Annotated in this window: 20 protein-coding genes; 6 read left to right on the forward strand and 14 right to left on the reverse strand. The window is 70.4% G+C overall.

The window, feature by feature from the left end; genetic code table 11:
* Nucleotides 1-54 precede the first annotated feature (54 nt).
* Complete coding sequence (locus tag AB0M36_RS26735) at nucleotides 55-678, forward strand: putative glycolipid-binding domain-containing protein (RefSeq protein WP_364162313.1); 624 nt, start codon at nucleotides 55-57, stop codon at nucleotides 676-678.
* Here AB0M36_RS26735 and AB0M36_RS26740 read toward each other — a convergent pair.
* The 3 genes from AB0M36_RS26740 to AB0M36_RS26750 all read right to left on the reverse strand — a co-directional run bounded on the left by AB0M36_RS26740 (nucleotide 675) and on the right by AB0M36_RS26750 (nucleotide 3,795).
* A complete protein-coding gene (locus AB0M36_RS26740; RefSeq protein WP_364162315.1) occupies nucleotides 675-2,090 on the reverse strand; it encodes a hypothetical protein in 1,416 nt (471 codons plus the stop codon). The two genes, AB0M36_RS26735 and AB0M36_RS26740, sit on opposite strands and share 4 nt — an antisense overlap.
* Before the next feature lie 53 nt (nucleotides 2,091-2,143).
* Nucleotides 2,144-3,241, reverse strand: a complete 1,098-nt coding sequence (locus tag AB0M36_RS26745; protein WP_364162413.1) for a PLP-dependent cysteine synthase family protein — start codon at nucleotides 3,239-3,241, stop codon at nucleotides 2,144-2,146.
* A 92-nt stretch (nucleotides 3,242-3,333) separates the two neighbouring features.
* Entirely contained in the window at nucleotides 3,334-3,795 is a 462-nt protein-coding gene (locus AB0M36_RS26750; RefSeq protein ID WP_364162318.1) for an Lrp/AsnC family transcriptional regulator, read from the reverse strand.
* A 222-nt stretch (nucleotides 3,796-4,017) separates the two neighbouring features.
* On the opposite strand from AB0M36_RS26750, the gene AB0M36_RS26755 reads away from it, so the two are divergent.
* Complete coding sequence (locus AB0M36_RS26755) at nucleotides 4,018-4,293, forward strand: BldC family transcriptional regulator (RefSeq protein ID WP_364162321.1); 276 nt, start codon at nucleotides 4,018-4,020, stop codon at nucleotides 4,291-4,293.
* Between the two features lie 55 nt (nucleotides 4,294-4,348).
* On the opposite strand, the gene AB0M36_RS26760 is transcribed toward AB0M36_RS26755, so the two are convergent.
* The 3 genes from AB0M36_RS26760 to AB0M36_RS26770 are packed head-to-tail and all read right to left on the reverse strand — an operon-like array spanning nucleotide 4,349 to nucleotide 7,335.
* A complete protein-coding gene (locus tag AB0M36_RS26760) occupies nucleotides 4,349-4,978 on the reverse strand; it encodes a UbiX family flavin prenyltransferase (protein WP_364162324.1) in 630 nt (209 codons plus the stop codon).
* 3 nt (nucleotides 4,979-4,981) lie between these two features.
* Nucleotides 4,982-5,878: a menaquinone biosynthesis prenyltransferase MqnP gene (gene mqnP, locus AB0M36_RS26765; protein WP_364162327.1), complete on the reverse strand. Its 897-nt coding sequence runs from the start codon at nucleotides 5,876-5,878 to the stop codon at nucleotides 4,982-4,984.
* On the reverse strand, nucleotides 5,875-7,335 hold the full coding sequence (locus AB0M36_RS26770) for a menaquinone biosynthesis decarboxylase (RefSeq protein ID WP_364162330.1): 1,461 nt from the start codon (nucleotides 7,333-7,335) through the stop codon (nucleotides 5,875-5,877). The genes mqnP and AB0M36_RS26770 overlap by 4 nt, the downstream gene beginning before the upstream one ends.
* An 84-nt stretch (nucleotides 7,336-7,419) precedes the next feature.
* Between AB0M36_RS26770 and AB0M36_RS26775 the strand changes: the two genes are divergently transcribed.
* Complete coding sequence (locus AB0M36_RS26775; protein WP_364162333.1) at nucleotides 7,420-8,403, forward strand: hypothetical protein; 984 nt, start codon at nucleotides 7,420-7,422, stop codon at nucleotides 8,401-8,403.
* Between the two features lie 10 nt (nucleotides 8,404-8,413).
* Here the strand turns inward: AB0M36_RS26775 and ccsB are convergent, their stop codons facing one another.
* From ccsB to hemL, 6 genes are all read right to left on the reverse strand, one after another.
* Nucleotides 8,414-9,382, reverse strand: a complete 969-nt coding sequence (gene ccsB / locus AB0M36_RS26780) for a c-type cytochrome biogenesis protein CcsB (protein ID WP_364162336.1) — start codon at nucleotides 9,380-9,382, stop codon at nucleotides 8,414-8,416.
* Entirely contained in the window at nucleotides 9,382-10,989 is a 1,608-nt protein-coding gene (locus AB0M36_RS26785; protein ID WP_364162339.1) for a cytochrome c biogenesis protein ResB, read from the reverse strand. The genes ccsB and AB0M36_RS26785 overlap by 1 nt, the downstream gene beginning before the upstream one ends.
* Nucleotides 10,986-11,744, reverse strand: a complete 759-nt coding sequence (locus AB0M36_RS26790) for a cytochrome c biogenesis protein CcdA (RefSeq protein ID WP_364162342.1) — start codon at nucleotides 11,742-11,744, stop codon at nucleotides 10,986-10,988. The genes AB0M36_RS26785 and AB0M36_RS26790 overlap by 4 nt, the downstream gene beginning before the upstream one ends.
* Nucleotides 11,744-12,307 carry a TlpA disulfide reductase family protein gene (locus tag AB0M36_RS26795; RefSeq protein ID WP_364162345.1) on the reverse strand — a complete coding sequence of 188 codons (564 nt, stop codon included), beginning with the start codon at nucleotides 12,305-12,307 and terminating at the stop codon, nucleotides 11,744-11,746. The genes AB0M36_RS26790 and AB0M36_RS26795 overlap by 1 nt, the downstream gene beginning before the upstream one ends.
* Nucleotides 12,304-12,960 (reverse strand): histidine phosphatase family protein, encoded by a 657-nt coding sequence (locus AB0M36_RS26800; RefSeq protein ID WP_364162348.1) that lies wholly within the window; start codon nucleotides 12,958-12,960, stop codon nucleotides 12,304-12,306. Before AB0M36_RS26800 ends, AB0M36_RS26795 begins: the two co-directional genes overlap by 4 nt.
* Nucleotides 12,961-13,042: 82 nt before the next feature.
* Nucleotides 13,043-14,377 (reverse strand): glutamate-1-semialdehyde 2,1-aminomutase, encoded by a 1,335-nt coding sequence (hemL, locus tag AB0M36_RS26805; RefSeq protein ID WP_364162350.1) that lies wholly within the window; start codon nucleotides 14,375-14,377, stop codon nucleotides 13,043-13,045.
* A gap of 147 nt (nucleotides 14,378-14,524) precedes the next feature.
* Here hemL and AB0M36_RS26810 point away from each other — a divergent pair, with 147 nt between their 5' ends.
* On the forward strand, nucleotides 14,525-14,851 hold the full coding sequence (locus AB0M36_RS26810) for an STAS domain-containing protein (protein WP_364162353.1): 327 nt from the start codon (nucleotides 14,525-14,527) through the stop codon (nucleotides 14,849-14,851).
* Between the two features lie 24 nt (nucleotides 14,852-14,875).
* On the opposite strand, the gene AB0M36_RS26815 is transcribed toward AB0M36_RS26810, so the two are convergent.
* Nucleotides 14,876-15,424 carry a response regulator gene (locus AB0M36_RS26815; protein WP_364162356.1) on the reverse strand — a complete coding sequence of 183 codons (549 nt, stop codon included), beginning with the start codon at nucleotides 15,422-15,424 and terminating at the stop codon, nucleotides 14,876-14,878.
* On the reverse strand, nucleotides 15,417-19,814 hold the full coding sequence (locus AB0M36_RS26820; protein WP_364162358.1) for a HAMP domain-containing protein: 4,398 nt from the start codon (nucleotides 19,812-19,814) through the stop codon (nucleotides 15,417-15,419). Before AB0M36_RS26820 ends, AB0M36_RS26815 begins: the two co-directional genes overlap by 8 nt.
* Nucleotides 19,815-19,927: 113 nt before the next feature.
* Here AB0M36_RS26820 and AB0M36_RS26825 point away from each other — a divergent pair, with 113 nt between their 5' ends.
* Both AB0M36_RS26825 and AB0M36_RS26830 read left to right on the forward strand, forming a co-directional pair.
* Nucleotides 19,928-21,937 carry a SpoIIE family protein phosphatase gene (locus AB0M36_RS26825; RefSeq protein WP_364162361.1) on the forward strand — a complete coding sequence of 670 codons (2,010 nt, stop codon included), beginning with the start codon at nucleotides 19,928-19,930 and terminating at the stop codon, nucleotides 21,935-21,937.
* A 30-nt stretch (nucleotides 21,938-21,967) separates the two neighbouring features.
* Nucleotides 21,968-22,528 (forward strand): dihydrofolate reductase family protein, encoded by a 561-nt coding sequence (locus AB0M36_RS26830; protein ID WP_364162364.1) that lies wholly within the window; start codon nucleotides 21,968-21,970, stop codon nucleotides 22,526-22,528.
* The last annotated feature ends 1,079 nt before the right edge of the window (nucleotides 22,529-23,607 follow it).

The following is a 23,607-nucleotide window of genomic DNA, read 5'->3' on the forward strand; positions in this document are numbered from 1 at the left end:
CCTCGCCCGTTGCGGGGAGGGGTTCCGGTAGCCGCGGACGGGTACTCCAGGGGTATGTCTGTCCTGCCTGGTTCGTTGTTCTGGGAACGCCGGGACACCACCGGCGCCGAGCACGCGCTGGTCGACGCGCGCAGCGGCCTCCACGCCCGTGGCATCGCGCTGGCCGTCGACCCCATCCCCTTTACCGCGCGGTACGAGATCCGGACCGATCCGGCGTGGATCACCATGTCGCTCGAGGTCAGCACCGAGGGGGCCGGCTGGGCCCGTACGCTGCGATTGATGGCCGAGGATGGTCGCTGGCGGGCGACCACCGGCGAGCAGGGTGATCTCGACGCCGCACTGACCGCTGGTGGGCATCCCGGTGCGGGGCTGCCCGGCAGCGAGGACCCCGACCTGCTTCTCGGCGCGTACGACGTGGATCTGACCGGCTCGCCGCTGACCAACACGCTGCCGATCCGGCGGCTGGGCCTGACGAAGTCCGAGCCGGGGGTGGCGCACCGGGTCAGCGTGGCTTGGGTGCTGCTGCCGAGCCTGGAGGTGATCCAGTCGGACCAGATCTATACCGCGCTGGACGACGGGCGGGTGCGGTTCGCCAATGAGACGTTCAGCGCCGACCTGGCCGTGGACGACGACGGCTTCGTGCTCGACTATCCCGGTCTAGCCCGGCGTCGCCCTTAAACTCGGTCGCGGATCCAAGAGACGCAGGCTCTGTCGACGGCGGCGAACGGCTTGCCGAACGCCTCCTGGGACGCCGGGTCGAGGTCGCGGCTCTCGCGCAGGTGGAGCCGGACGAAGTGGAAGAGGGCGCGTTCGCCGTACATCGTCGCCAGGCAGTCGGCGGCGAAGTGGCCCAGCCCGTAGAACGCGTCGCCTTGCTCGTTGAGGGCGTTCGCGCCGGGGCTTTCGCCGGCGATCGTGGTGAGTGGTCGGCTGCCGTTGACCGCGTCGCTCACCGCCTGGCGGCGCCAGCTGGCGGTGGCCGGTCGCGGATGCCAGCCGATGTATTCGGCGATGCCCTCCTTGAGCCACATGTCGCTCGGGCGGTCCGGTGAGCGGCGGCGCACTCCTCCGAGGGTCACCACGTGGCCGAGCTCGTGGCGGATCGTGGTGGCCATGAGCCGTTCGTCGTCTCTCAGCTTGGCCATGTTCAGCACCACGTCGGTGTCGGCCTCGTTGAGCGGGCGGGCGTAGCCGACGACCCACTGGTCGGTGATGCCGCCATACCAGGTCTTCCACTGCTTGTCGCCGGCCAGGTAGATCCGGTAGCGATGCTGCGGGTTGCCGACGAGGCCGGCGAACCGGTCGGTGATCGCGGCTGCCTCGTCGGCGATCGGCAGGAGTCGGCGCAGTTCGTGCCGATCGCCGCGCATGGCGACCAGGGTGGCGCGCTTGCCCTGCGCGGACACCAGTTCGCCGTTCTGCCAGGGAGGCGACTGTCGGCCTCGGTCCGCGAGCTGGGTGTTGACCGAGGTGATGAGCCACTGGTCCTTGACCAGTTTGAGCTTGAGCACCTGGACCGTCGTGGGCGGGCCAGCTGAATCGACGCAGCTGTCGCCGGCGAAGCAATACTCGACGTCGGCGCGGATGCCGAGGCTCCCGGCGGCGATCTTGCTGTCGTTGCGGATGGAGGTCTTGTAGGCGAAGTGGCTGACGCCGAGCGCGCGCAGCGATCGGAACATCGTCCGGTAGCGGGAGCGGAGCTTGGGCTGCCGCGGGTCGACGGCGGCCAGCCAGGCCTGCTCGTCGTCGCGGAGCAGGGCCGCCGCCTGCGCTTTGAGCGTCGCGTTCACGTGCTCGAAGGGGGCGAGCGGCGCGGCGGCGGCCGGCTGGCCGGCGGCCTCCGCCGACGCGTCGAACGACTCGCGGTGGGCGACGAAGGCGGCACCAGCGCCGAGAGCGACGGCGGCCACCAGGCCGAGCACGCCCATCAGCACGAGCTTGCTGCGGCCTCGCGGCTCAGGTGACGGCGGCAGTCCGGGACCGCCGGTCCCCGGATCCGGCTGTCGAAACGGTGCGAACTCCGACGAATGCGGCAACCGCGGCGAGGGCACGACGGCGGGCGGGGTGATGACGTCGTCGCCGTGGGGCACGGCCTCATCTTTCCAGGCCGCTCTCGGCCCCGCTGCCCCGCCTCCGGCCCGGGTCAGCTCGCCGGCTTCCACGTGCCGGTGGCCAGGAACGTCTCGATGGTGGCCAGCGGAGCGTCCAGCGTCATGCCGCAGGCACGAACCCAGTCGTCGGAGTAGTAGGTGTCGGCGTAGCGCTCGCCGCCGTCGCAGATCAGCGTCACCACGGAGCCCGTGCGGCCCGCGTCGAGCATTTCGGCGATGACCGCGAACGCGCCCCACAGGTTCGTACCCGTGGATCCGCCGACCCGGCGACCCAGCACCGCGGAGCCCGCCCGCATGGCAGCCAGCGACGCCGCGTCCGGCACGTGGATCATGCGGTCGACGACCGCCGGCTGGAACGACGGCTCCACCCGGGGCCGCCCGATGCCCTCGATCCGCGAGCCGCGCCCGGTGCAGACCTCCCAGTCCTGGCTCCGGTACGCGGGCCAGAACGCCGATCCCTCCGGGTCGACGACGCACATCCGCGTGGTGAAGCGACGGTAGCGGGCGTACCGGCCGATGGTGGCGCTGGTGCCGCCGGTTCCCGCGCCGACCACGATCCAGGCGGGCTCGGGGTGCCGCTCCAGCGCGAGCTGTGCGTAGATCGACTCGGCGATGTTGTTGTTGCCGCGCCAGTCGGTGGCCCGCTCGGCGTAGGTGAACTGGTCCATGAAGTGTCCGCCGAGGTCGGCGGCGAGGTCGCGGGCCGCGGCGACCACCGTCGTCGGATCCTCGACGAGGTGGCACTTGCCGCCCTGGAACTCGATCAGCGAGATCTTCTCCGGCGAGGTGCTCGCCGGCATGACCGCGATGAACTCCAGGCCGAGCATCCGGGCGAAGTAGGCCTCGCTGACCGCCGTCGAGCCCGAGGAGGCCTCGACGACGGGGGTGTCCGGGCCGATCCAACCGTTGCAGAGGGCGTACAGGAAAAGCGACCTTGCCAGACGGTGCTTGAGGGATCCGGTGGGGTGGGAGCTCTCGTCTTTGAGGTAGAGGTCGATGCCCCAGGCCGGGGGCAGCGGGAACGGCAACAGGTGGGTGTCTGCCGAGCGGTTGGCGTCGGCTTCCACCCTGGCGATGGCGTCGCTCGCCCATTCCCGCTGGGCCGGATCACCTCGGTCGAGCTGGACCATATGGCTGAGCCTCCCGGGCATGCCCTCCTGGCCCTCACCGTCGCGGCCGTCGTCCGCGGGCCCTTGCCGCAGTTCGGTGCGGTCGGTCATGCCTAACCTACCGCCGGATCGCGGCCCTGCTGGGGCCGATTCTCCCACTTGGTCGACAGCGCGATCGCCGTGCGGGTGGAGGCCACCCCCGCGGTCCGGTTGATGCGCACGATGAGCTGCTCCAACTCGGCGATCGTGCCGACGCGGACGGTGAGCTGGTACGACTCCACGCCCGCCATGAAATAGCAGGACTCGATCTCGGGCATGACCCGCAGTGCGGCGAGCACGTCGTCGGTGTCGGCGCCGGAGTCCTCGATGATGCCGATCAACGCCGTGACGCCCAGCCCGATGGACTCGGGCTCGATTTCGGCCCGGTACGCCCGAATCGTCCCGGCCACCTCCAGCTTGCCGACCCGCTCGTGCACGGCGGGGGCGGAGAGGCCGACCTGGCGAGCCAGTTCGGCGTACGAGGAGCGGGCGTTGTCCCGCAGAAGGTCGATCAGGCGCAGGTCGATGGCGTCCATGGCTTCAGAGGTTAATGCGACCCGTCCGGGTAGTTCACGCCCGGTAGCGGGCCGCCACCACCGGAGCCAGCCAGGATAATGGTCAACGTCGCAATCAGGGCTTTTTCCGCATTTCAGCGACTTGCTGTTTTTGCCGATGCTCTAATGGCTGTACGTCCCGATCGAGCACGCCGAACACGCACCGTGACCACCGGCGCTCCACAACGACGCAGGGAGAGGGCCGTGGACACAGGAGATCGACTGCTGACGCCAGGGGAGGTTGCCGCGCTGTTCCGGGTCGACCCCAAGACCGTTACGCGATGGGCGGCCGCTGGACGCATCGGCAGCATCCGGACTCCGGGTGGCCACCGCCGGTTCCGGGAGTCGGAGGTCCGCGCGTTGCTCGAGGGCGACGGCGTGGTCGAGGAAATGCGCGAGGACGACGCCGCCAACCGGCCACGCAACGCGGGACCGGCAAACCCGGGCGCGGGCTACGGCCCACCCAACGGACTGCGCTGACCAACGGCCCGCGCGGGCCGCGTCCAAGCGGGCCCACATCTCAGCGGGGCCGTTTCTAAGCGCCGCCGCCGCCGAGTTCGCCGCGCCAGCGGGTGAAGAGCTGGTGCGGCACGGCGAGCGCGTCCAGAACCTTGCCCGCCACGAAGTCCACCAGCTGCTGCGCCGTGGCCTCAGCACCGGAGCCGTAGAAGCCGGGTGACGCCGGCAGGACCACGGCGCCGGCGTCGTGCAGGGCGATGAGGTGCTCCAGGTGGCTGCGGGTCACCGGGGTTTCGCGCGGCACGACGACCGTGCGCCGGCGCTCCTTGAGGTTGACCTCGGCGGCCCGCTGCAACAGGTCCTTGGAGAGCCCGATCGCGATGCCCGCGCAGGCTGCCGTGCTCGCCGGCACGACCGCCATGCCCCGGGCCGGATACGAGCCGCTGCTCGGCCCGGCGGCCAGGTCTCCGGCGGGCCAGTACGCGAGGTCGGCCACGCCGAGATCCCGTCCCAGCCACGCGGCCACGTCGTCCTTCCAGTGCGCGTCACGGACGCTCGCGCCGGTCTCGTCGAGCAGGGTCAGCCGGGCCGCGCGGGAGATCACCAGGTCCACGGCCTCGCCGGCGTCCAGCAGCGCGCCTATCACGGCACGGGCGTACGGCGTGCCGGAGGCCCCTGAGACGCCGACGATCCACGGAATGCGCATCAGCTAAGGATGCAGCACCAGATCGAGCAGGGCGAAGACGAACAGCGCGATGCCCACGAAACCGTTGGCGGTGAAGAAGGCCCGGTTGACCTTCGACAGGTCGTTCGGCGTCACGACCAGGTGCTGGTAGGCGAAGGCCACCGCGGTCAGGGCCAGGCCGATCCACCAGAGCCAGCCGAGGCCGACGACCTGACCGAACCACACGAACAGCGCGAACGTCACGACGTGCGTGGCGGTCGACAGGTGCAGGGCCGCGGGCACTCCGTAACGCGCCGGGGTGGAGTGCACGCCGATCCGGCGGTCGACCTCGGCGTCCTGGCAGGCGTAGATGAGGTCGAAGCCGCCGATCCACAGGCCCACCGCCACGCCGAGCAGCCAGGCCGGCCCGGAGCCGTCGAACGTGCCCGTGACGGCCAGCCAGGCCCCGACGGGCGCCACCGACTGCGCCAACGCCAGTACGTAGTGCGGGAAGTTCGTGAAGCGCTTCGCGTACGGATAGATGATCAGCGGGAGCACCGCGAGCGGCGAGAGCAGCAGGCAGAGCCAGTTCAGCAGGCCCGCGGCGAGGAAGAGCAGGACCAGCGAGACGGCGGCGCCGGTCCAGGCCGTGCGCAGGCTCACCGCGCCGGTCACCAGCTCACGGTTCTGGGTACGCGGGTTCAGGGCGTCGATCTTGCGGTCGAGGATGCGGTTGGCCGCCATGGCGAACGTCCGGCCGGACACCATCGCGACCGTGATGAGCACCAGGTCCCACCAGCGCACGCCGCCCGCGCGGTCCATCGCGACCCCGGCGGACAGATAGGCGAAGGGCAGCGCGAAGACCGAGTGCTCGATGGCGACCAGTCGGAGAAACGCTTTGATCCGGCCCGGTTGCTCCGGTGCGGACGCCACCGCCGTCATATGCCGTATTCCTTCCAGCGCTTGTCCACCAGGGAGATCACCTCGGGCGACATGGTCATCTCGTCCGGCCAGCCGCGGGTGTATCCCTCGGCGGGCAGCTTACGGGTGGCGTCGATGCCCGCCTTACCGCCCCAGAACTGCTGATAGGAGGCGTGGTCCAGGTGGTCCACCGGGCCCTGGCTGAGCAGCAGGTCGCGGTCGTAGTCGACGTTGCCGAAGGCCCGGAACGCGACGTCGGCGTAGTCGTGCACGTCGCAGTCCTCGTCCACCACCACGATGAGCTTGGAGAGCGACAGCAGGTGCGCGCCCCAGATCGCATTCATGATCTTCTGGGCGTGCTTGGGGTAGCGCTTACGGATCGAGACGATCACGCAGTTGTGGAACACCCCGACCGCCGGCAGGTCGTAGTCGACGATGTCCGGGATCAGCATCCGCAGCAGGGGCAGGAAGATGCGCTCGGTGGCCTTGCCGAGCCCGAGGTCCTCCTGCGGCGGCTTCGACGTGATGATCGAGTGGTAGACCGGCTGCTTGCGCATGGTCATGCATTCGATGTGCAGCACCGGGAAGGGCTCGACGGGCGTGTAGAAGCCGGTGTGGTCGCCGAACGGCCCCTCGGGCGCGCGCTCCCCGGGCTCGAGGTAGCCCTCGAGCACGATCTGCGCCTGGGCGGGGACCTGGAGTGGCACGGTCAGACAGTCGACCATCTCGACCCGCTCGCCGCGCAGGAAGCCCGCGAACAGGTACTCGTCGATGTCGCTGGGCAGCGGCGCGCTGGCCGCATAGCTGACCACCGGGTCGCAGCCGATCGCCACGGCGACGGGCAGCCGCTCACCCCGGCGCTCGGCCACCGCGTGGTGGGCGGTCGAGTCCTTGTGGATCTGCCAGTGCATGCCCAGCGTGTTCTTCGAGTGCTGCTGCAACCTGTAGAGCCCGAGGTTGCGTTTGCCTGTCTCGGGGTGCTTTGTGTGGGTCAGGCCGAAGTTGTGGAAGATGCCGCCGTCACCGGGCCACACCCGCAGGCCGGGCAGCCGATCCAGGTCCACCTCGTCGCCCTTGAGCACGACCTCCTGGCACGGCGCCGTCTTGACCTTCTTCGGCGGCACGGACTTGAGCTGCAACACCTTGCCCAGGCCGTCGCGGATGCCGGACCAGCCCACCGGCAGCTCGGGCTTGATCAGCGCGCCGATCCGGTCGCCGACCTCGTCCAGCGTCTCGACGCCGAGGGCCATCGCCATCCGCTTCTCCGTACCGAAGAGGTTGACGACGACCGGCATCTCACCGCGGGTGGGTCGCTCGAAGAGCAGGGCCGGGCCGCCGGCGCGGACCGTCCGCGTCACGATCTCGCTGATCTCCAGCGTCGGATCGACGGGTACGCGCACCCGGCGCAGCTCACCGGCCGCTTCCAGTGCCGAGATGAAGCCCTGCAAATCGTGAAACGGAAAGCCTTTCGCAGCCATGCCCCCAGTCTGTCACCCGTCACCCGGTGATCTCCTCCGGCGTTGAGTCAGCGGTTGATTCGTAGGTCCGGGGGCGGTGGCGGCGTGAGATTCTCCAGCGTGGCACGGTGGTGTGCCCTGGCGGGCTTGGTCACCGGCGTGGCGATCGCGGCGCCCGCGGCGTCGCAACGCGGCAGAGGGCTGCCGGTGTGCCCGCCCGGCGGCGCCTCCACGACGGCTCCGACCGGCCCGGCGAGCCGGGAAGCGCGCGGCGCCTGCCGGGCCTCGACCCGGGTGCTCGAATCCGCCGTACGGCTGGACCGGATGCGGGAGAACAGCACACCGAGTGGCTATCACCACCTCGGCGCGGGCACCGGCGGCGAGTGGAGCGGCGTCACCGGGCGCGTCGGGATCGTCGACGGCGCCATCCGGCGCAACACCTACGACTTCGTCGCCGGCCGGTTCATGGTCAAGCGCGACCTGGGCGGCGGCAACATCGCCTGGCTCGAGGCCGGTTGGGCCGAGACGGGCTGGGCGGGCCAGGGCCGCCAGCACATCTACACGTTCAACACCAATACGAAGACCTGGCAGTTCTACGACCAGTACCGGCTCAAGCCGGGCGACAAGGTCTGGCTGGACCTGCACACGGACGCGGACAACGTCTGGCAGGCCTGGCTGTGGTGGAACAACCGCTGGAACCTGCTGACCGCGCAGAAGCTGCCGATCGGCTCCAGCGCGTACGTCGAGCAGTACGTCGAGGTGCACGTCGACTCCGGCCGGCCGGCGCGACTGCGCGTCCCGGCGGTGACCGTGGACAACGTCCAGCTCCGGCCCGCCGGCGGCGGCCAGGGCCGCTTCTGGCGCGAGGACGTGGACACCCTCACGGGCGACATGGCCCAGCAGCGCGGCGGCGGCTTCTGCCTCGACTGGATCACCCACTACGACACGTGGACAGCGGGTGACTGCCCGGCCGGGGGCATGGGCGGCGGGCTGACGGCCGCACCCGCCCCGCAGCCCTCGGGCGACGCCGGCGTCGTCGGAGACATCCAGCCCGCGGAGCGCAGCCTGCTCAACGTCCTCGGCGGCTGACCGCCGGGCGCTACCCGGCGTTGGCGTAGGAGTGCAGGCCCTCGAAGAACAGGTTCACGCCGAACAGGTTCATCAGCATGGTCGCGAAGCCCAGCAGGGCGATCCACGTCGCCGTCGTGCGCTTGACGCTCGGGGTGGCGCGGGCGTGCAGGTAGCAGGCGTACACGATCCAGGAGATGAACGCCCAGACCTCCTTGGGGTCCCAGCCCCAGTAGCGGCCCCACGAAGCCTCCGCCCACAGCGGGCCGGCGATCAGCGCGCCGAAGGTGAAGAGCGGGAACGCGAACGCGTGCATGCGGAAGGTCAGCCGCTCCAGCGTCGCCGCGGCCGGGGCCTTCGCACCGAGCGTGTACGGGAAGCTGCGCTTGCCCTGGTCGTACCCGCTGCGGAGGAGGAACATCACGGCCGGGACCGCGCCCACCAGCAGAATGCCGCTGGACGCGATGATGGTCGAGACGTGGATGATGTACCAGTACGAGTTGAGGGCCGGCACCAACGGCCCGACCGGCGTGTACGCGATCAGCCCGGCCGCGCCGAGGAGCACGACCAGCGCCAGGGCGACGAAGAGCCCGAGGTGGCGTACGCCCGGCTTGCGGGTCAGCACCCCCAGCCACACCGCGGAGCCGACCAGCGTGACGGCCAGGATGAACTCGTACATGTTGCCCCAGGGCATGCGGTCCGCCGCGATGCCGCGGGTGACCACCGTGCCGACGTGCAGCGCGAACGCCAGCCAGTTGAAGACGACGCCGGCGAGTCCGAGCTGGGCACCGCGATCGCGCCGTGGGGTTTCCTCGACTGGGTTGACGGGAGGCTCGTCGACAATCGGGGCGCCCGCGCCGACGAGCTGGCGGGCCGGGCGGGTGGCCGCGCGGCCGATGTGGCTCTTGTTGCCGAACGCGTACTCGGCCGCGTGGCAGACCATCGCGACGAGGTAGGCGACGACCGTGACGGCCATCAACTGATTCGACAACTCCGCCATCACGGCGTCCCTTCACTGAGACCGCGGGCAGCCGCCACGATCTGGTCGAACTCCTCGTCGAAGCCCGGGTAGTCGGTACGCGGAAGGCCACCGGCCTCCATCAAACTACCGGACCCGTCACGGGGCGTAATCCGGAACCACAGCCGCCGCCGGTGCCCGGCCAGCGAGAGCATGAGCCCGATCAGGCCGATGACCGCGCCGCCGAGGACCAGCGGCTGTGTGGGGTCGGAGCGGACCGCGAGCGTCGCGAACGGGCGGGTGCCGACGAACTCCAGCTTGGTGCCGTCGTCGAGGGTCCAGGACTCTCCCGGCGTGAGCCGCTGCGGCCGCTTGCCGTTGACCTGCTTGAGCCGGCCGTTGACGAGCTGCGCGCGATCCAGGGAATACACCGAGCCCGGCAGGCCCGCGTCGACGCCGAGGTTCCCCCGGTATGCGTTGAGGAACAGCACAGGGTCGTTCTCCGCCGGGAACACCGAGGACGGGCCGCCCTTCGGATCCACCGTGGGCAGATAGACGCCCTCGAAGCCGACCTGAAGATCCTCGGCGCGCTTGTCGGTCTTCGGGTCGATGTTCACGTCCGGGAACTGGGCGACGCCCTCGCTGGTGAACATGCCGTCGCGCGGCAGGAACGGGACGATCTTGGTCTGCTGCACGGCGTACCGGTCGGTGTAGCGCAGGACCACCGCGTAGCCGTGACCGAGCAGGTGGACGTTGGCGCGCGACAACCGAAGCGGGTCGTTGACCGTGAACCGGTCCGACCGCCACGGCCCGTCCTGCCGCTCCTGCACCTCAACCGTGGCGTCGAACTCCTTCGGCTGGCCGCTCGGCTGGAACGCGGCCTCGAAATCGTTCAGCCGCAGGCAGAAGAACGGCAGGTCGGCGGCCTCGACGCGGGGGCCGAGCGACCACTCGTCGTACTGCGTCACCGAGTTGCAGAAGCCCTGGTCCGCGCCCTGCACGAGGAGGCGGTTGCCGTGCCAGCCGTACCAGTGCCCGAAGCCCACCCCGATCAGGACCGCGAGCAGGGCGAGGTGAAAGAGCAGGTTGCCGGTCTCCTTGAGGTGGCCCTTCTCGGCCGAGACCGTGATGCCGCTCTCACTCTCGCGCACGACCGTGCGGAAGCGGCGCTTGCGCAGCGCGGCGGCGGCGACCCGCGCCGCGGCCGCCGGATCGTCGGGTCGCTCTTGTGCCGCCGCGAACCGCGGCAGCCGCTCCATCCGCCGAGGAGCATCCGGGGGTACGGTGCGCAGCGCGCGAACGTGGTCCAGCAGCCTCGGCACTACGCAGCCGATCAGCGAGGTGAACAGCAGCAGGTAGATGGCGGCGAACCAGGGCGACGCGTACACCTCGAAGCCGCCGAGCCGGTCCAGGACCGGCGCCAGGACGGGATGCTCCCGGAAGTAGCCGGCGACGTTCTCGGTGTTGACCGAGCGCTGCGGCAGCACCGAGCCGGGGATCGCGGCGACGGCGAGCAGGAAGAGCAGCACGAGCGCCGTACGCATGCTGGTGAGCTGACGCCACGAGTTGCGCAGCAGCGCCCAGAGCCGACGCGGCAGGCGCGGCGGCGGCGCGGCGGCCGGCGCGGGACGCTCGTCGACGGCCGTCACAGCAGCGTCCGATCGAACACGAACGTGGTCTGCAGCCAGATGAGGAAGGTGTTCCAACCTCCCGTGACCAGTGTGACGCCGACGACGATGAGCAGCGCCCCGCCGATCCGGGTGACCCACCGGCTGTTGCGCCGGACCGCCTTGAAGACGCCGAGCAGCCGCCGGAAGAAGAGCCCGAAGAGCACGAACGGCAACCCCAGACCGAGGCTGTACGCCAGCGCGAGGGTCACCGCCCGGTCGGTCTGTCCCGCCGTCGTGGCGAGGCCGAGGACCGCGCCGAGGGTCGGGCCCACGCACGGGATCCAGGAGATCGCGAAGAGGGCGCCGAAGACCGGCGCGCCCAGCAGCCCGGCGTTCGGCAGGCGATTTATCCGCACCTCGCGCTGCATGCCGGGGACGAGCCCGAGGAAGGCGAGACCGAGCAGGATGATCAGGACGCCGAGCACGATGTTCAGCGTCTGCTTGTGGGTCTGCAGCGTCTTGCCGACGTTCGCCACCAACGCCGCCGACAGCGAGAAGACGACGGCGAATCCGAGCACGAAGAGGCTGGTGCCGGCGAGGATGCGGCCCTTGGTGCGGGTCTGCGCGGTGTCGTCCAGGTCCGAACCGGCCAGACCGGTCACATAGGACAGATAGCCCGGAATGAGAGGCAGGACGCACGGCGACAGAAAGCTGACCAGCCCGGCCACCGCGGCAGCGGCGATCGCCAGCAGCAGAGGCCCGTTGCTGGCGGTGTCGGCGAACGATTGACCCATCAGGATTGGCCCTCGGCGGCGATGCGCTCCACCACCGGCTGCAGCACGCCGATCGTGGTGGCGCCTCGGATGGCGGCCGCGATCCGGCCCTGCCGGTCGAGAATAAGCGTCGCCGGGGTGCTGACCTGGGTGACGTCGAACTTCAGCGCGACGCTGCCGTTCGGGTCGAAGATGCTCGGATACGTCGCCCGGCCGCGCTCGAACGCCTTCGCCGCGTCCCGGTCGTCGCGCGAGTTGACCCCGACGAAGGTGACGTTCTTCGCCTTGGTCGCCTGGTAGGTGCCCTCGAGGTCGTCCGCCTCGGCCCGGCACGGGTTGCACCAGGAACCCCAGAAGTTGACCACCACGACCTTGCCGCGGTCCTGGGTCACGTCATAGGTGCCACCGGCGAGCAGCTCGCCGGTCACCTCGCGGGCCTCGGGGCGCTGCTCAGGGGTGCACTCGATGACGTTGTCCGCGTTCGTCGTGCACCTTTTCTCCCAACTTTCCTCGCCGCAGCCCGTCAACGCCCCGGCGGCGACGGCGGCGGTGAGAACGACAGCGGGAAGCCGGCGCACGGTCATGCCCCCTTGGCTGTCCCGGCGCCGGGCGACATCGCGATCAGCGCGGCGGCCGGCTCGGAGTAGTCGATGCCGACCACCCTCGAACCCTCGAAGCGGAACGAGGTGAGGCTCGCCAGCCCGCACTGCCGGCGGCGGGGATCGTGCCAGAGGCGCTTCTTCTCGACGTAGCGGCGCAGCGTCCAGATGGGGAGCTGGTGCGACACGCAGACGGCCTCGTGACCCTCCGCGGCGACCCGGGCGGCCTGGACCGCGGCGAACATCCGCTGCGCGATCACCAGGTAGGCCTCGCCCCAGCTCGGCGTGATCGGGTCGCGCAGCACCCACCAGTGACGCGGGTTGCTGAACGCGCCGTCGCCGACGGAGACCTTCTTGCCCTCGAAGAAGTTCGCGCTCTCGATGAGCCGAACGTCGGTCGCCGTCTCGAGCCCGAACTGCTCGGCGAACGGCTCGGCGGTCTCCTGGGCGCGTTCCAGCGGGCTCGCCACGACGTGCGTGATGTCGCGGCCGGCGAGGACCTCCGCGGCGGCCTTGGCCATCTGCCGGCCGAGCTCGGAGAGGTGGAAGTCGGGCAGGCGCCCGTACAGAATCTGGCCGGGGTTGTAAACCTCACCGTGCCGCAGCACGTGCACCGTGGTCTTGGTCGGTTCGCTCATGCTGTAACTCCTGGCATGCCCTCGTGGCCCTCGCCGTCCGGGCCGTAGTTCGCCGCCGGCGGGTGAGGCTCGGTGCAGTCGGTCATGCCGCACCTCCCGCCGCCGCGGCGGCCCGTGCCGCCGCGGGCAGCGCCGCACCGATCGTCTCCAGGGCCTCGTCGTTCAGTGCCGTCGACACGAACCACGACTCGAACGCGCTCGGCGGCAGGTAGACGCCGCGGCTGAGCATCTCGTGGAAGAACGCCTTGAACGCGGCCGCGTTCTGCGTCTTCGCCGAGTCGTAGTCGACCACCTCGGCATCGGTGAAGAAGATCGAGAACATATTCCCGGCGTACGAGAGCCGGTGCGCGACGCCCTCGGCGGTGAGCGCCTCCGAGGCGAGCTTGCCGACCGTCGCGGAGAGCGCGTCGAGGCGCTGGTAGACGGCGGCGTCGGCGAGGCGCAGGCTGGTCAGCCCGGCGGCGCAGGCCAGCGGATTCCCGGAGAGCGTGCCGGCCTGGTAGACCGGTCCCGCGGGGGCGAGCCGGGACATGATCTCGGCCCGGCCGCCGAAGGCCGCGGCCGGCAACCCGCCACCCATGACCTTTCCGTACGTGAAAAGGTCGGCGTCGACGGGTTCGAGGCCGGCCCAGCCGCCCGCCGAGACCCGGAAGCCGGTCATGACCTCGTCGACGATGAGCAGCGCGCCGTTCGCGTGCGCGATCTCGGCCAGCCGGCGGTTGAAGCCGTCGCGGGGCGCGACCACACCCATGTTGCCGGGAGCCGCCTCGGTGATGATCGCGGCGATGTCGTCCCGCTCGGCGAAGATCGACTCGACCGCGGCGACGTCGTTGTAGGGCGCGACGATCGTCTCGCTCGCCGCCGCACCGGTCACTCCGGGCGAATCGGGCAGCCCCAGCGTCGCGACGCCCGAACCGGCGGCGGCGAGCAGGGCGTCCACGTGCCCGTGGTAGCAGCCGGCGAACTTCACGATCTTGGACCGGCCGGTGAAGCCGCGGGCCAGCCGGATCGCCGTCATCGTGGCCTCGGTGCCGGAGTTGACCAGGCGCACCTGCTCGACCGGGGTGCGCCGGACGATCTCCTCGGCCAGCTCGACCTCGCCCTCGGTCGGCGTACCGAAGCTGGTGCCGCGCGTGGCGGCGGCCTGGACCGCGGCGACGATCGCCGGATGCGCCTGCCCGTGGATCAACGGACCCCACGAGCAGACCAGGTCCACGTAGCGGCGCCCGTCGGCGTCGACCATCCATGGACCGTCGCCGTACGCCATGAACCGCGGCACTCCGCCGACGGCCCGGAACGCACGCACGGGTGAATTGACCCCGCCGGGCACGATGGCCTGGGCGCGGTCGAACAGGGCCTGGGAAACCGGGGCGTCCTCCGGGTACGGAGCGCCGGCGGTGCGGTATGAGGTGGTCACGGCGGATCCTATTCTGTCAGCGGGCTCCGGACGGCGTCCGCCCAGCCCCGCACGAGCGTTGTTCACATCACTGGAGAACCCGCCGGACGCCGGGCTCGAAATCGCGCCCAACAGGCCGGATTCGACCACCCGCGATAGGGTGATGGGGTGGAGCGACCGGAGCTGTCCATCGCCGTAGAGCGCGCCCCCGACGAGGTCATCTTCCACCTCGCCGGGGAAATCGACGTGCTCACCGTGGCGAGGCTGTCGGCGATGGTTAACGACGTCCTGCAGGAGCCGCCGGCCCGCATCGAGCTCGACATGGCGGGCGTGACCTTCTGCGACTCCCAGGGCCTCGGCACGCTGGTGGTCCTCAGCCGCAAGGCCCAGCACGCCCGCGCCGTCCTCAGCCTGACCAACGTCGGCGACTTCCTGATGCGCGTGCTGGACATCACCGGGCTGCGATCGGCCTTGATGATCTCGTCGACCGCCTGACCGCTCCTTCTCACTTACCCAGTCTCAGTTGCCCCAGCGGGCCTTCTCCAGCAACTCCAGCGCCTCGGCCGCGGCGTTGCCGCCTCCGGCGCGGAGCTTGCGGGCCGCCTCGTCCACCAGATCCGTCAGGCGCTGCCACTGGGCGTCGCGCTCACGCACCGTCTCGGCCTGGGCCTTGAGCTGCTGCGTCTTGGTCCAGAGCTCGACGAAGATGGAGACCTTGGCGCGCAGGACCCAGGGATCGAACGGCTTGGTCAGGTAGTCCACCGCGCCGACCGCATAACCACGCAGCGCGAGCTGCGCGTCACGGTCCGCCGCGGTGAGAAACAGGATCGGGACGTGCCGGGTGCGCTCCCGGCGCTTGATGTGGCTCGCCGTCTCGAAGCCGTCCATGTTGGGCATCTGGGCGTCGAGCAGGATGACCGCGAAGTCGTCGACGAGGAGTTGCTTGAGGGCCGCCTCCCCGCTCTCCACCGCCACCGCCTGCACGGGCAGGCCCTGGAGGATGGCCTCCAGGGCAAGCAGGTTGTCGCGCCGGTCGTCGACCAGAAGAGCTTTCGCTCGGTCAGCCACGTTCACTCTCCGTCCCGGAGCTGTCGGACGCGTTCACCCACCGGGCCATGAGCTCGATGAGCCGGTCCAGATCGACGGGTTTGGTGATGTAGTCACTCGCCCCCGCCGCCAGCGCCGACTCTCGGTCGCCGGGCATCGCCTTTGCTGTCAGGAACACTACCGGCAGGTCCTGGAAACGCTGATTCCGGCGGATTCCCCGGGTCGTCTCGTACCCGTCCTGGTCCGGCATCATCGCGTCCATCAGCACGATGTCGACCTCGGGATGTTCGGCCAGCAGCCGCACCCCGTCGACGCCGTTATCCGCGTAGAGGACGTGCAATCCGTGCATCTCCAGCGCGCTGGTCAGGGCGAACACGTTGCGGACGTCGTCGTCGACGATCAGCACGGTGGCGCCGTCGAGCTGCCTGCTCGCCGCCGTGACCGCGTGCTGCTCCGGGCCGTGCTGGGGGGTGAGCAGCGGCACGTCCAGCGGGGTCAGCGCCGCCCGGGACGGGATCACCGCCTCCACACCAAGCTGCGGCACCGTCACCTGAACCGCGTCGGGAACCAGCGCGTCCGGCATGTAGAGGGTGAACGTCGAGCCCTCCCCCGGCACCGAGGAGACCACGATCGTGCCCCCGAGCAGGGCGGCGAACTCCCGGCTGATGGACAGGCCCAGGCCGGTGCCGCCGTACTTGCGGCTGGTCGTGCCGTCCGCCTGCTGGAACGCCTCGAAAATCAGGCTGAGCTTCTCGTCCGAGATGCCGATGCCCGTGTCGGTCACCGCGAGGGCCACCACATGCTCCGCGGCGGACAGTGACGGAATGTCGAACTCGCTGTCGAGCGGCGCCGGGAAGATGCTCAGCGTGACCGAGCCGGTGTCGGTGAACTTGACCGCGTTGGAGAGCAGGTTGCGCAGGATCTGCTGGAGACGTTGAGCGTCGGTAACTATCGACTGGGGCAGCTCCGGCGAGACGTCGACCCGGAACTCCAGGCCCTTCTCGTCGGTCTGCGGGCGGAAGGCCTGCTCGACGTAGCTGCGGACCTCCTCGAAGTCGACCTCGTCGGGCTCGACGTCCATCCGGCCCGCCTCGATCTTGCTCAGGTCGAGGATGTCGTCGATCAACGACAGCAGGTCGGAACCGGCGCTGTGGATCGTCCGGGCGAACTCGATCTGCTTCTCGGTCAGGTTCTTCTCGGAATTCTCGGCGAGCAGACGGGCCAGCAACAGCAGGGAGTTGAGCGGCGTACGCAGCTCGTGGCTCATGTTCGCCAGGAACTCGGTCTTGTACGCCGACGCCCGGGACAGCTGCTGGGCCTTCTCCTCCAGCCCCAGCCGGGCCAGCTCGATCTCCCGGTTCTTCGTCTCGATGTTGCCCTTCTGCTCGCTGAGCAGCTGGGCCTTGTCCTCCAGCTCGGCGTTGGTGCGCTGGAGCTCGGCCGACTGGTCCTGCATCTCGCGCGCCAGCCGCTGCGACTGGGCGAGCAGTTCCTCCGTACGCCGGTTGGCCTGGATGGTGTTCAGCGCGATCCCGATCGTGGCGACCAGGCGCTCGAGGAACGTCAGGTGCAGCCCGCTGAAGGCGACGACCGACGCGAACTCGATGACGCCCAACATCTCGCCCTCGAAGAGCACCGGGAGCACGACGAGGTCACTCGGCGGCATCGACATCAGGCCCGACCGCATGGTGAGCACCCCGTCGTGGGTGGCACGCACCCTGATCGTCCGGCGCGAGACCGCCGCCTGCCCGACGAGCCCCTCGCCCGGGCCGAACGTCACCTCGTGGTTGCGGGCGACATAGCCGTACGACGCGGCGAGGCGCAGCCGCATCACCGCTTCCTCGTTGTCGACGAGGAAGAACGCACCGAGCTGCGCGTCGACCAGCGGCGTCACCTCGGTCATGATCATGCGGCAGACCTCGCCGAGGTCGCGCTGGCCCTGCAGCAGGCCGCCGATCCGGGCGAGGTTGGAGTCCAGCCAGCCCTGCTCGGCGTTCGCCTTGGTGGTCTCCCGCAGGGTCACGATCATCTGGTTGATGTTGTCCTTGAGCTCCGCCACCTCGCCCTGGGCCTCGACGGTGACGCTCTGCGTCAGGTCGCCGAGGGTCACCGACGTGGAAACCTCGGCGATCGCGCGGAGCTGGGTGGTGAGCGTGGACGCGAGCTGGTTGACGTTGTCGGTGAGGTCGCGCCACGTACCGGAAACGCCCTTGACCTGGGCCTGGCCGCCGAGCTTGCCCTCGATGCCGACCTCGCGGCCGACGCGCGTCACCTCGTTGGCGAACGACGACAGCTGATCCACCATCGTGTTCACCGTCGACTTCAGCTCCAGAATCTCACCGCGCGCGTCGACGGTGATCTTCTGCGACAGGTCACCCTTGGCCACGGCCGTGGTCACCGACGCGATGTTGCGGACCTGGGCCGTGAGGTTGGAGGCCATGTAGTTGACGTTGTCGGTCAGGTCGCGCCACGTGCCGGCCACCCCGCGCACCTGCGCCTGGCCGCCCAGCTTGCCCTCCGAGCCGACCTCGCGGGCCACCCGCGTCACCTCGTCGGCGAACGACGACAGCTGATCCACCATCGTGTTCACCGTCGACTTCAGCTCGAGGATCTCGCCCTGGGCGTCCACCGTGATCTTCTGCGACAGGTCGCCGCGGGCGACGGCGGTCGAGACCTGCGCGATGTTGCGGACCTGGGCCGTCAGGTTCGACGCCATCGAGTTGACGTTGTCGGTCAGGTCGCGCCACGTGCCGGCCACCCCGCGCACCTGCGCCTGGCCGCCCAGCTTGCCCTCGGTGCCCACCTCGCGGGCCACCCGCGTCACCTCGTCAGCGAACGACGACAGCTGATCCACCATCGTGTTCACCGTCGACTTCAGCTCCAGAATCTCACCGCGCGCGTCGACGGTGATCTTCTGCGACAGGTCACCCTTGGCCACGGCCGTGGTCACCGACGCGATGTTGCGGACCTGGCTGGTCAGGTTGGACGCCATGTAGTTGACGTTGTCGGTCAGGTCGCGCCACGTGCCGGAGACGCCCTTCACCTGCGCCTGGCCACCCAGCTTGCCCTCCGAGCCGACCTCGCGGGCCACCCGCGTCACCTCGTCGGCGAACGACGACAGCTGATCCACCATGGTGTTCATCGTGTTCTTGAGCTGCGCGATCTCGCCGCGGGCGTCCACCGTGATCTTCTGCGACAGGTCGCCCTTGGCCACCGCCGTCGACACCTGCGAGATGTTGCGAACCTGGTCGGTGAGGTTGGCCGCCAGCTGGTTGACGTTCTCGGTCAGGTCCCGCCAGGTGCCGGAGACGCCGCGCACCTGCGCCTGGCCGCCCAGCCGGCCCTCGGTGCCTACCTCGCGAGCCACCCGCGTCACCTCGTCGGCGAACGACGACAGCTGATCCACCATCGTGTTCACGGTGTCCTTCAGCTCGAGGATCTCGCCCTGCGCGGCCACCGTGATCTTCTGCGACAGGTCGCCCTTGGCCACCGCCGTCGACACCTGGGCGATGTTGCGAACCTGGCTGGTCAGGTTGGAGGCCATGGAGTTCACCGAGTCGGTGAGGTCCTTCCACGTTCCCGCCACGTTCGGCACGTCCGCCTGGCCGCCGAGCTTGCCCTCCGTGCCCACCTCGCGGGCCACCCGCGTCACCTGCTCGGCGAAGAGGCGCAGCGTGTCCGTCACGCCGTTCATCGTGTCGGCCAGCTCCGCGACCTCACCACGGGCCGACACCGTGATCTTCTGGGACAGGTCGCCGCGGGCCATGGCGGTCGCCACCTGAGAAATCGACCGCACCTGGTGGGTCAGGTTGGACGCCATCGTATTGACGGAGTCGGTGAGGTCCTTCCACGTGCCGGCGACGCCGCGGACATCGGCCTGACCGCCGAGCTCACCCTCGGTGCCGACCTCGCGGGCCACCCGCGTCACCTCGCTGGCGAACGACGACAGCTGGTCCACCATCGTGTTCACCGTCCGGCCGATCCGCAGGAATTCACCCCTCAGGGGTCGCCCGTCCATCTCCAAAGCCATGTGCTGAGAGAGGTCACCCTCGGCGACCGCGACGATGACCCGGGAGATCTCCGTGGTCGGTCGAGCCAGGTCGTCGATCAACGAATTGACCGAGCGCACGGAGTCGGCCCAGGCGCCGTCTAGGCCCTCCTCGTCGAGGCGGTCGGTCAATCGACCCTCGCGCCCGACCGTGCGGCTGATCCGCCGGACGTCGAGATTCTGCCGCTCCTGCAACGACACGACCTCGTTGAACGCGTCCACGAGCTCACCGAACGAGCCGCTGCGCCGGGCCAGGCGCACCTTCAGATCGCCGCGTCGTACCCGCCGGAGCGCGTCGGCAACCTCACCGAGCAGGGCGGTCTCGTCGGTCACGCCGACGCTGACCTCTTTCGCCGCAGTCATGCTGTCCTCACTCGCTGTCCACCGGCTGGGGGCGTTCCATCATCTCTCGCCCGGCCGGGTCATTGCGAGTGATGGCTTTGTGCATACCGCCACCGACAGGAGAGGATGCATGCGTGTCGGTGGAGGCAGGAGGGGCCGCGGGTGCCCTGGTGCGCCGTGTACGGCTGCCCAACGACCGGCGTACGCCGGCCGCCGCTCGCGCGTTGGTGCGCTCCGTGCTGGAGGAAACCGGGCTCGAGGGCCTGGTCAACGAGGCGCTGCTGCTGACCACCGAGCTGTCAACGAACGCCGTCGTGCACGCCGGCACGGAGCTCGACATCGAGGTCGCCGCCGACGCGGGCGGACTCACCGTGACCGTCACCGATTTCGCGCCCGGTCCCGTCGAGGAACTCGCGGTCGGTCCCCGCAACGACAAATCCGACATCGGCGAGGTCGCCGAGCGCGGTCGCGGCCTGCTGCTCGTCGACCACTTCGCGAGCCGCTGGGGCACCGTCCACGAGGGCACCGGCAAGGGCGTCTGGTTCCGCCTCGAGGCCCGCGCGACCCCGACCGCCACCGCGCTGCCGGTGGCCGAGGGAGACACCACCCCGAGCGTCGGCGAACTCACCACGCTGCTCCAGACAGACCCCGAACGCGCGGGCGAGGAAGCACTCGCCGAATTCGCCACCGACCTGCTGGCCCGGCTCGCCCGGCTCACCGGCGCGACCGGCGGGGTGCTCCGGCTCGACCGCGGCGACGGCGGCGGCCGCCAGGTCCTCGCCCGGCACGGCAGAACCCCACGCACGGACGCGGCGACCATCCGGGTGCCACTCGCCGTGCAGCGACCGTACGTGGGTGAGCTGGAGCTGGACGCCTCCCCGGACGGCTACGCGCAGCCGCTGGCCACGATCGTCGCCGAACGACTCTCGCTGCACCTGGAGAACGACCGGCTCCGCCGCACCGACCTGCTCCGGCAGACCTGGCTCACGTTCCTGGCCGAGGCGAGCGAACTGCTCGCCCAGTCCCTCGACGTCAACCTGACCATGGCACTGATCCCGCAGCTCGTCGTGCCCCGCCTCGGCCAGTGGTGCGCGGTGCACACCACCGACACCTGGGGCCGGCTCCAACTGGCCGCGGCGACGCACGCCGACGAGGCGGCCGTCGCCCACCTGTACGCCGCCCTCTCCGAAACCGGCCCCGACTCGATCTCCGCCCGGCTGGAAGAGGCGTCCCGGCTCGGCCAGCAGGTCATGTTGGGCTCCCCGTCGGAGGGCTTCGCGGTGCCGCTGGTCGCCCGAGGGCAGCGCCTCGGCACCCTCGCCGTCGGCCGCCACCTGCGGCACCGCCACGACGTGGACGAGGTCGCCGTCCTCGAGGACGTGGCCCGCCGGGCGGCGCTCGCCATCGACAACGCCCGCATCCACGACGAACGGCGTCGGGTGGCCCGCACCCTGCAGGCCTCGCTGCTCCCCCCGGCCCTCCCCCACGTCCAGGGCGTCGGCTTCGCCGCCGAGTACGTCCCGACCGGCTCCGAGGTCGGCGGCGACTTCTACGACGTGGTCCCCACCGACGACGGCTGGATAGTGGTCGTCGGCGACGTGTCCGGCAAGGGCGTCCAGGCCGCGACGGTGACCGGCCTGGTCCGCGACGTCATCCGGATCCTGGTCGACGACGGCAAGCCGATGAAGGAAATCCTCGACCGCGTCAACCGCACCCTGGTCCAGCGCGGCGGCGGACGCTACTGCACCCTGGCGATGGCCTCGGTGTTCCGCAACGGCCTGGACCTGGACGTCTGCCTGCACCTGGCCGGCCACGACCGGGCGGTCCTGGTCCGATCCGACGGCAAGGCCTCGTTCGTTGGCGAAGGCGGCACGGCGTTAGGCCTACTGGAGGCCATCACCTCCCCGGACGCGGCCGTGAGACTCCACGCCGGCGACTCACTGATCTTCTACACCGACGGCGTCACGGAAAGACGCCGCGGCCGCGAACTCTTCGGCACGGCCCGCCTACGCGACGCGGCGGCCCCGCTGGCCGGATATCCGGCGGACGTGATGGCGGCCCGGCTGCGCTCCACAACGATCAACTTCTCGGTCGAGGAACCCCGCGACGACATCGCGATCCTGGTCCTACGCAACGACGCGTGACTTGTCGTACCCCCGTGGCAGGGTGACACCGTGGCGAAGACGCAGTTCTACACGGCGACCAGCATCGACGGCTTCATCGCCGACCAGCACAACTCCCTCGACTGGCTATTCGAGATCGGCGACGGCGACGACAACTCCTTCGGCGCCTTCTTCGCGCAGGTGGGCGCCTTCGCCATGGGCGCCACGACCTACGAGTGGGTCCTCGAGCACGACGCCCTGCTTGAACAGCCCATCAAATGGGCGGACTACTACGGCGACACCCCGGCCTGGGTCTTCACCCACCGCGACCTCCCCCGCATCCCGGGAGCCAACCTGACCTTCGTGCAAGGCGACGTGCGCCCGGTGCACGAGGCGATGACAACGGCCGCGAAGGGCAAGAACGTGTGGGTGGTCGGCGGCGGCGAACTGGCCGGAGCCTTCGCCGACGCGGGCCTGCTCGACGAACTCATCCTGGGCGTGGCACCGGTGACGCTGGGAGCGGGCGCCCCACTCCTGCCACGCCGGATGACCTCGTCCCGGCTTTCGCTGACGGCGGTGGAGCAGCGCGGGCCGTTCGCCTACCTGACCTACGAGATCGGCCGCCCCGCCTGACCCCGTGGACCGAACCCGAGCGGTCGCGCCCGCACCAGCGCGGCCGTCGTCGCCCCGCCTCGGGATCGCAGGCGACGCGTTGTGCCAGACTCCGGCGGGCCACGGCACGTCGGGTCATGGCGGAGCGTGCGCCTGAGCCGTCCCAGCGGGTCGCGGCGCGGGCGCGGCAACGGCGTAGCACGGCGCCGGCGCGGCACGCGTGCGCCTAAGCCCCACTCCGGCGCGGCACGGCGTGAGCGCGGCACGGCGTAAGCGCGGCACGGCGTAAGCGCGGCGCGAGCGCGGAGGCGCGCTCGGTGCAGCACGGCAGGGCGTGAGCGCGGGCACGGCTTGAGCGGGGGCGCGGCACAGCACGGCACAGCGCGGCACGGTGTGAGCGCAGACGCGGCACGGTATGAGCGCAGACGCGGCACGGTATGAGCGCAGACGCGGCACGGTATGAGCGCAGACGCGGCACGGCGTGAGCGCAGACGCGGCACGGCGTAAGCACAGACGCGGCACCGCGTAAGCACGGCGCCGGCGCGGCACGCGTGCGCCTAACCCGCTCCGGCGCGGCACGACGTGAGCGCGGGCGCCGGGGCGCGGCACGGCCCGGCACGGCACGGCACAGCACGGCACAGCGCGGCGCGGAGCGGAGCGGCACGGCACAGCGCGGCGCGGAGCGGCGCGGCACAGCGCGGCGCGGAGCGGCGCGGCACAGCGCGGCGCAGCGTGAGCGCGGGCGCGGCACGGCGCCGGCACGGCGTGAACGCGGGCACGGCGCGGGCGCCGCACGGTGTGAGCGCGAACGCGGCACGGTGTTAGCGCGGGCGAGCGAGGACGCGGTGTGAGCGCGGCACCGCGTGGGAGCGGGGGCGCGGCACGGCGTAGGCGCGGCACAGCGCCGGCACCGCAGGGTGTAAGCGCAGGCACGGCGCGAGCGCCGCACGGTGTGACGGCGTAGGCGCGCGGAAGCGCGGCGCGAGCACGGAAGCGCGGCACGGCGCGGGGGACTGTCTCGCTAACGGTGTTTCCGGCGTCTTTGGTTAGTAGGTTTCGGCGGCCGGGAACCGGTCGCCGAAGGTGATCGAGAAGGCGTT

It is taken from the genome of Actinoplanes sp. NPDC051346, assembly GCF_040682215.1.
In the GTDB taxonomy this organism is placed as follows: Bacteria; Actinomycetota; Actinomycetes; order Mycobacteriales; family Micromonosporaceae; genus Actinoplanes.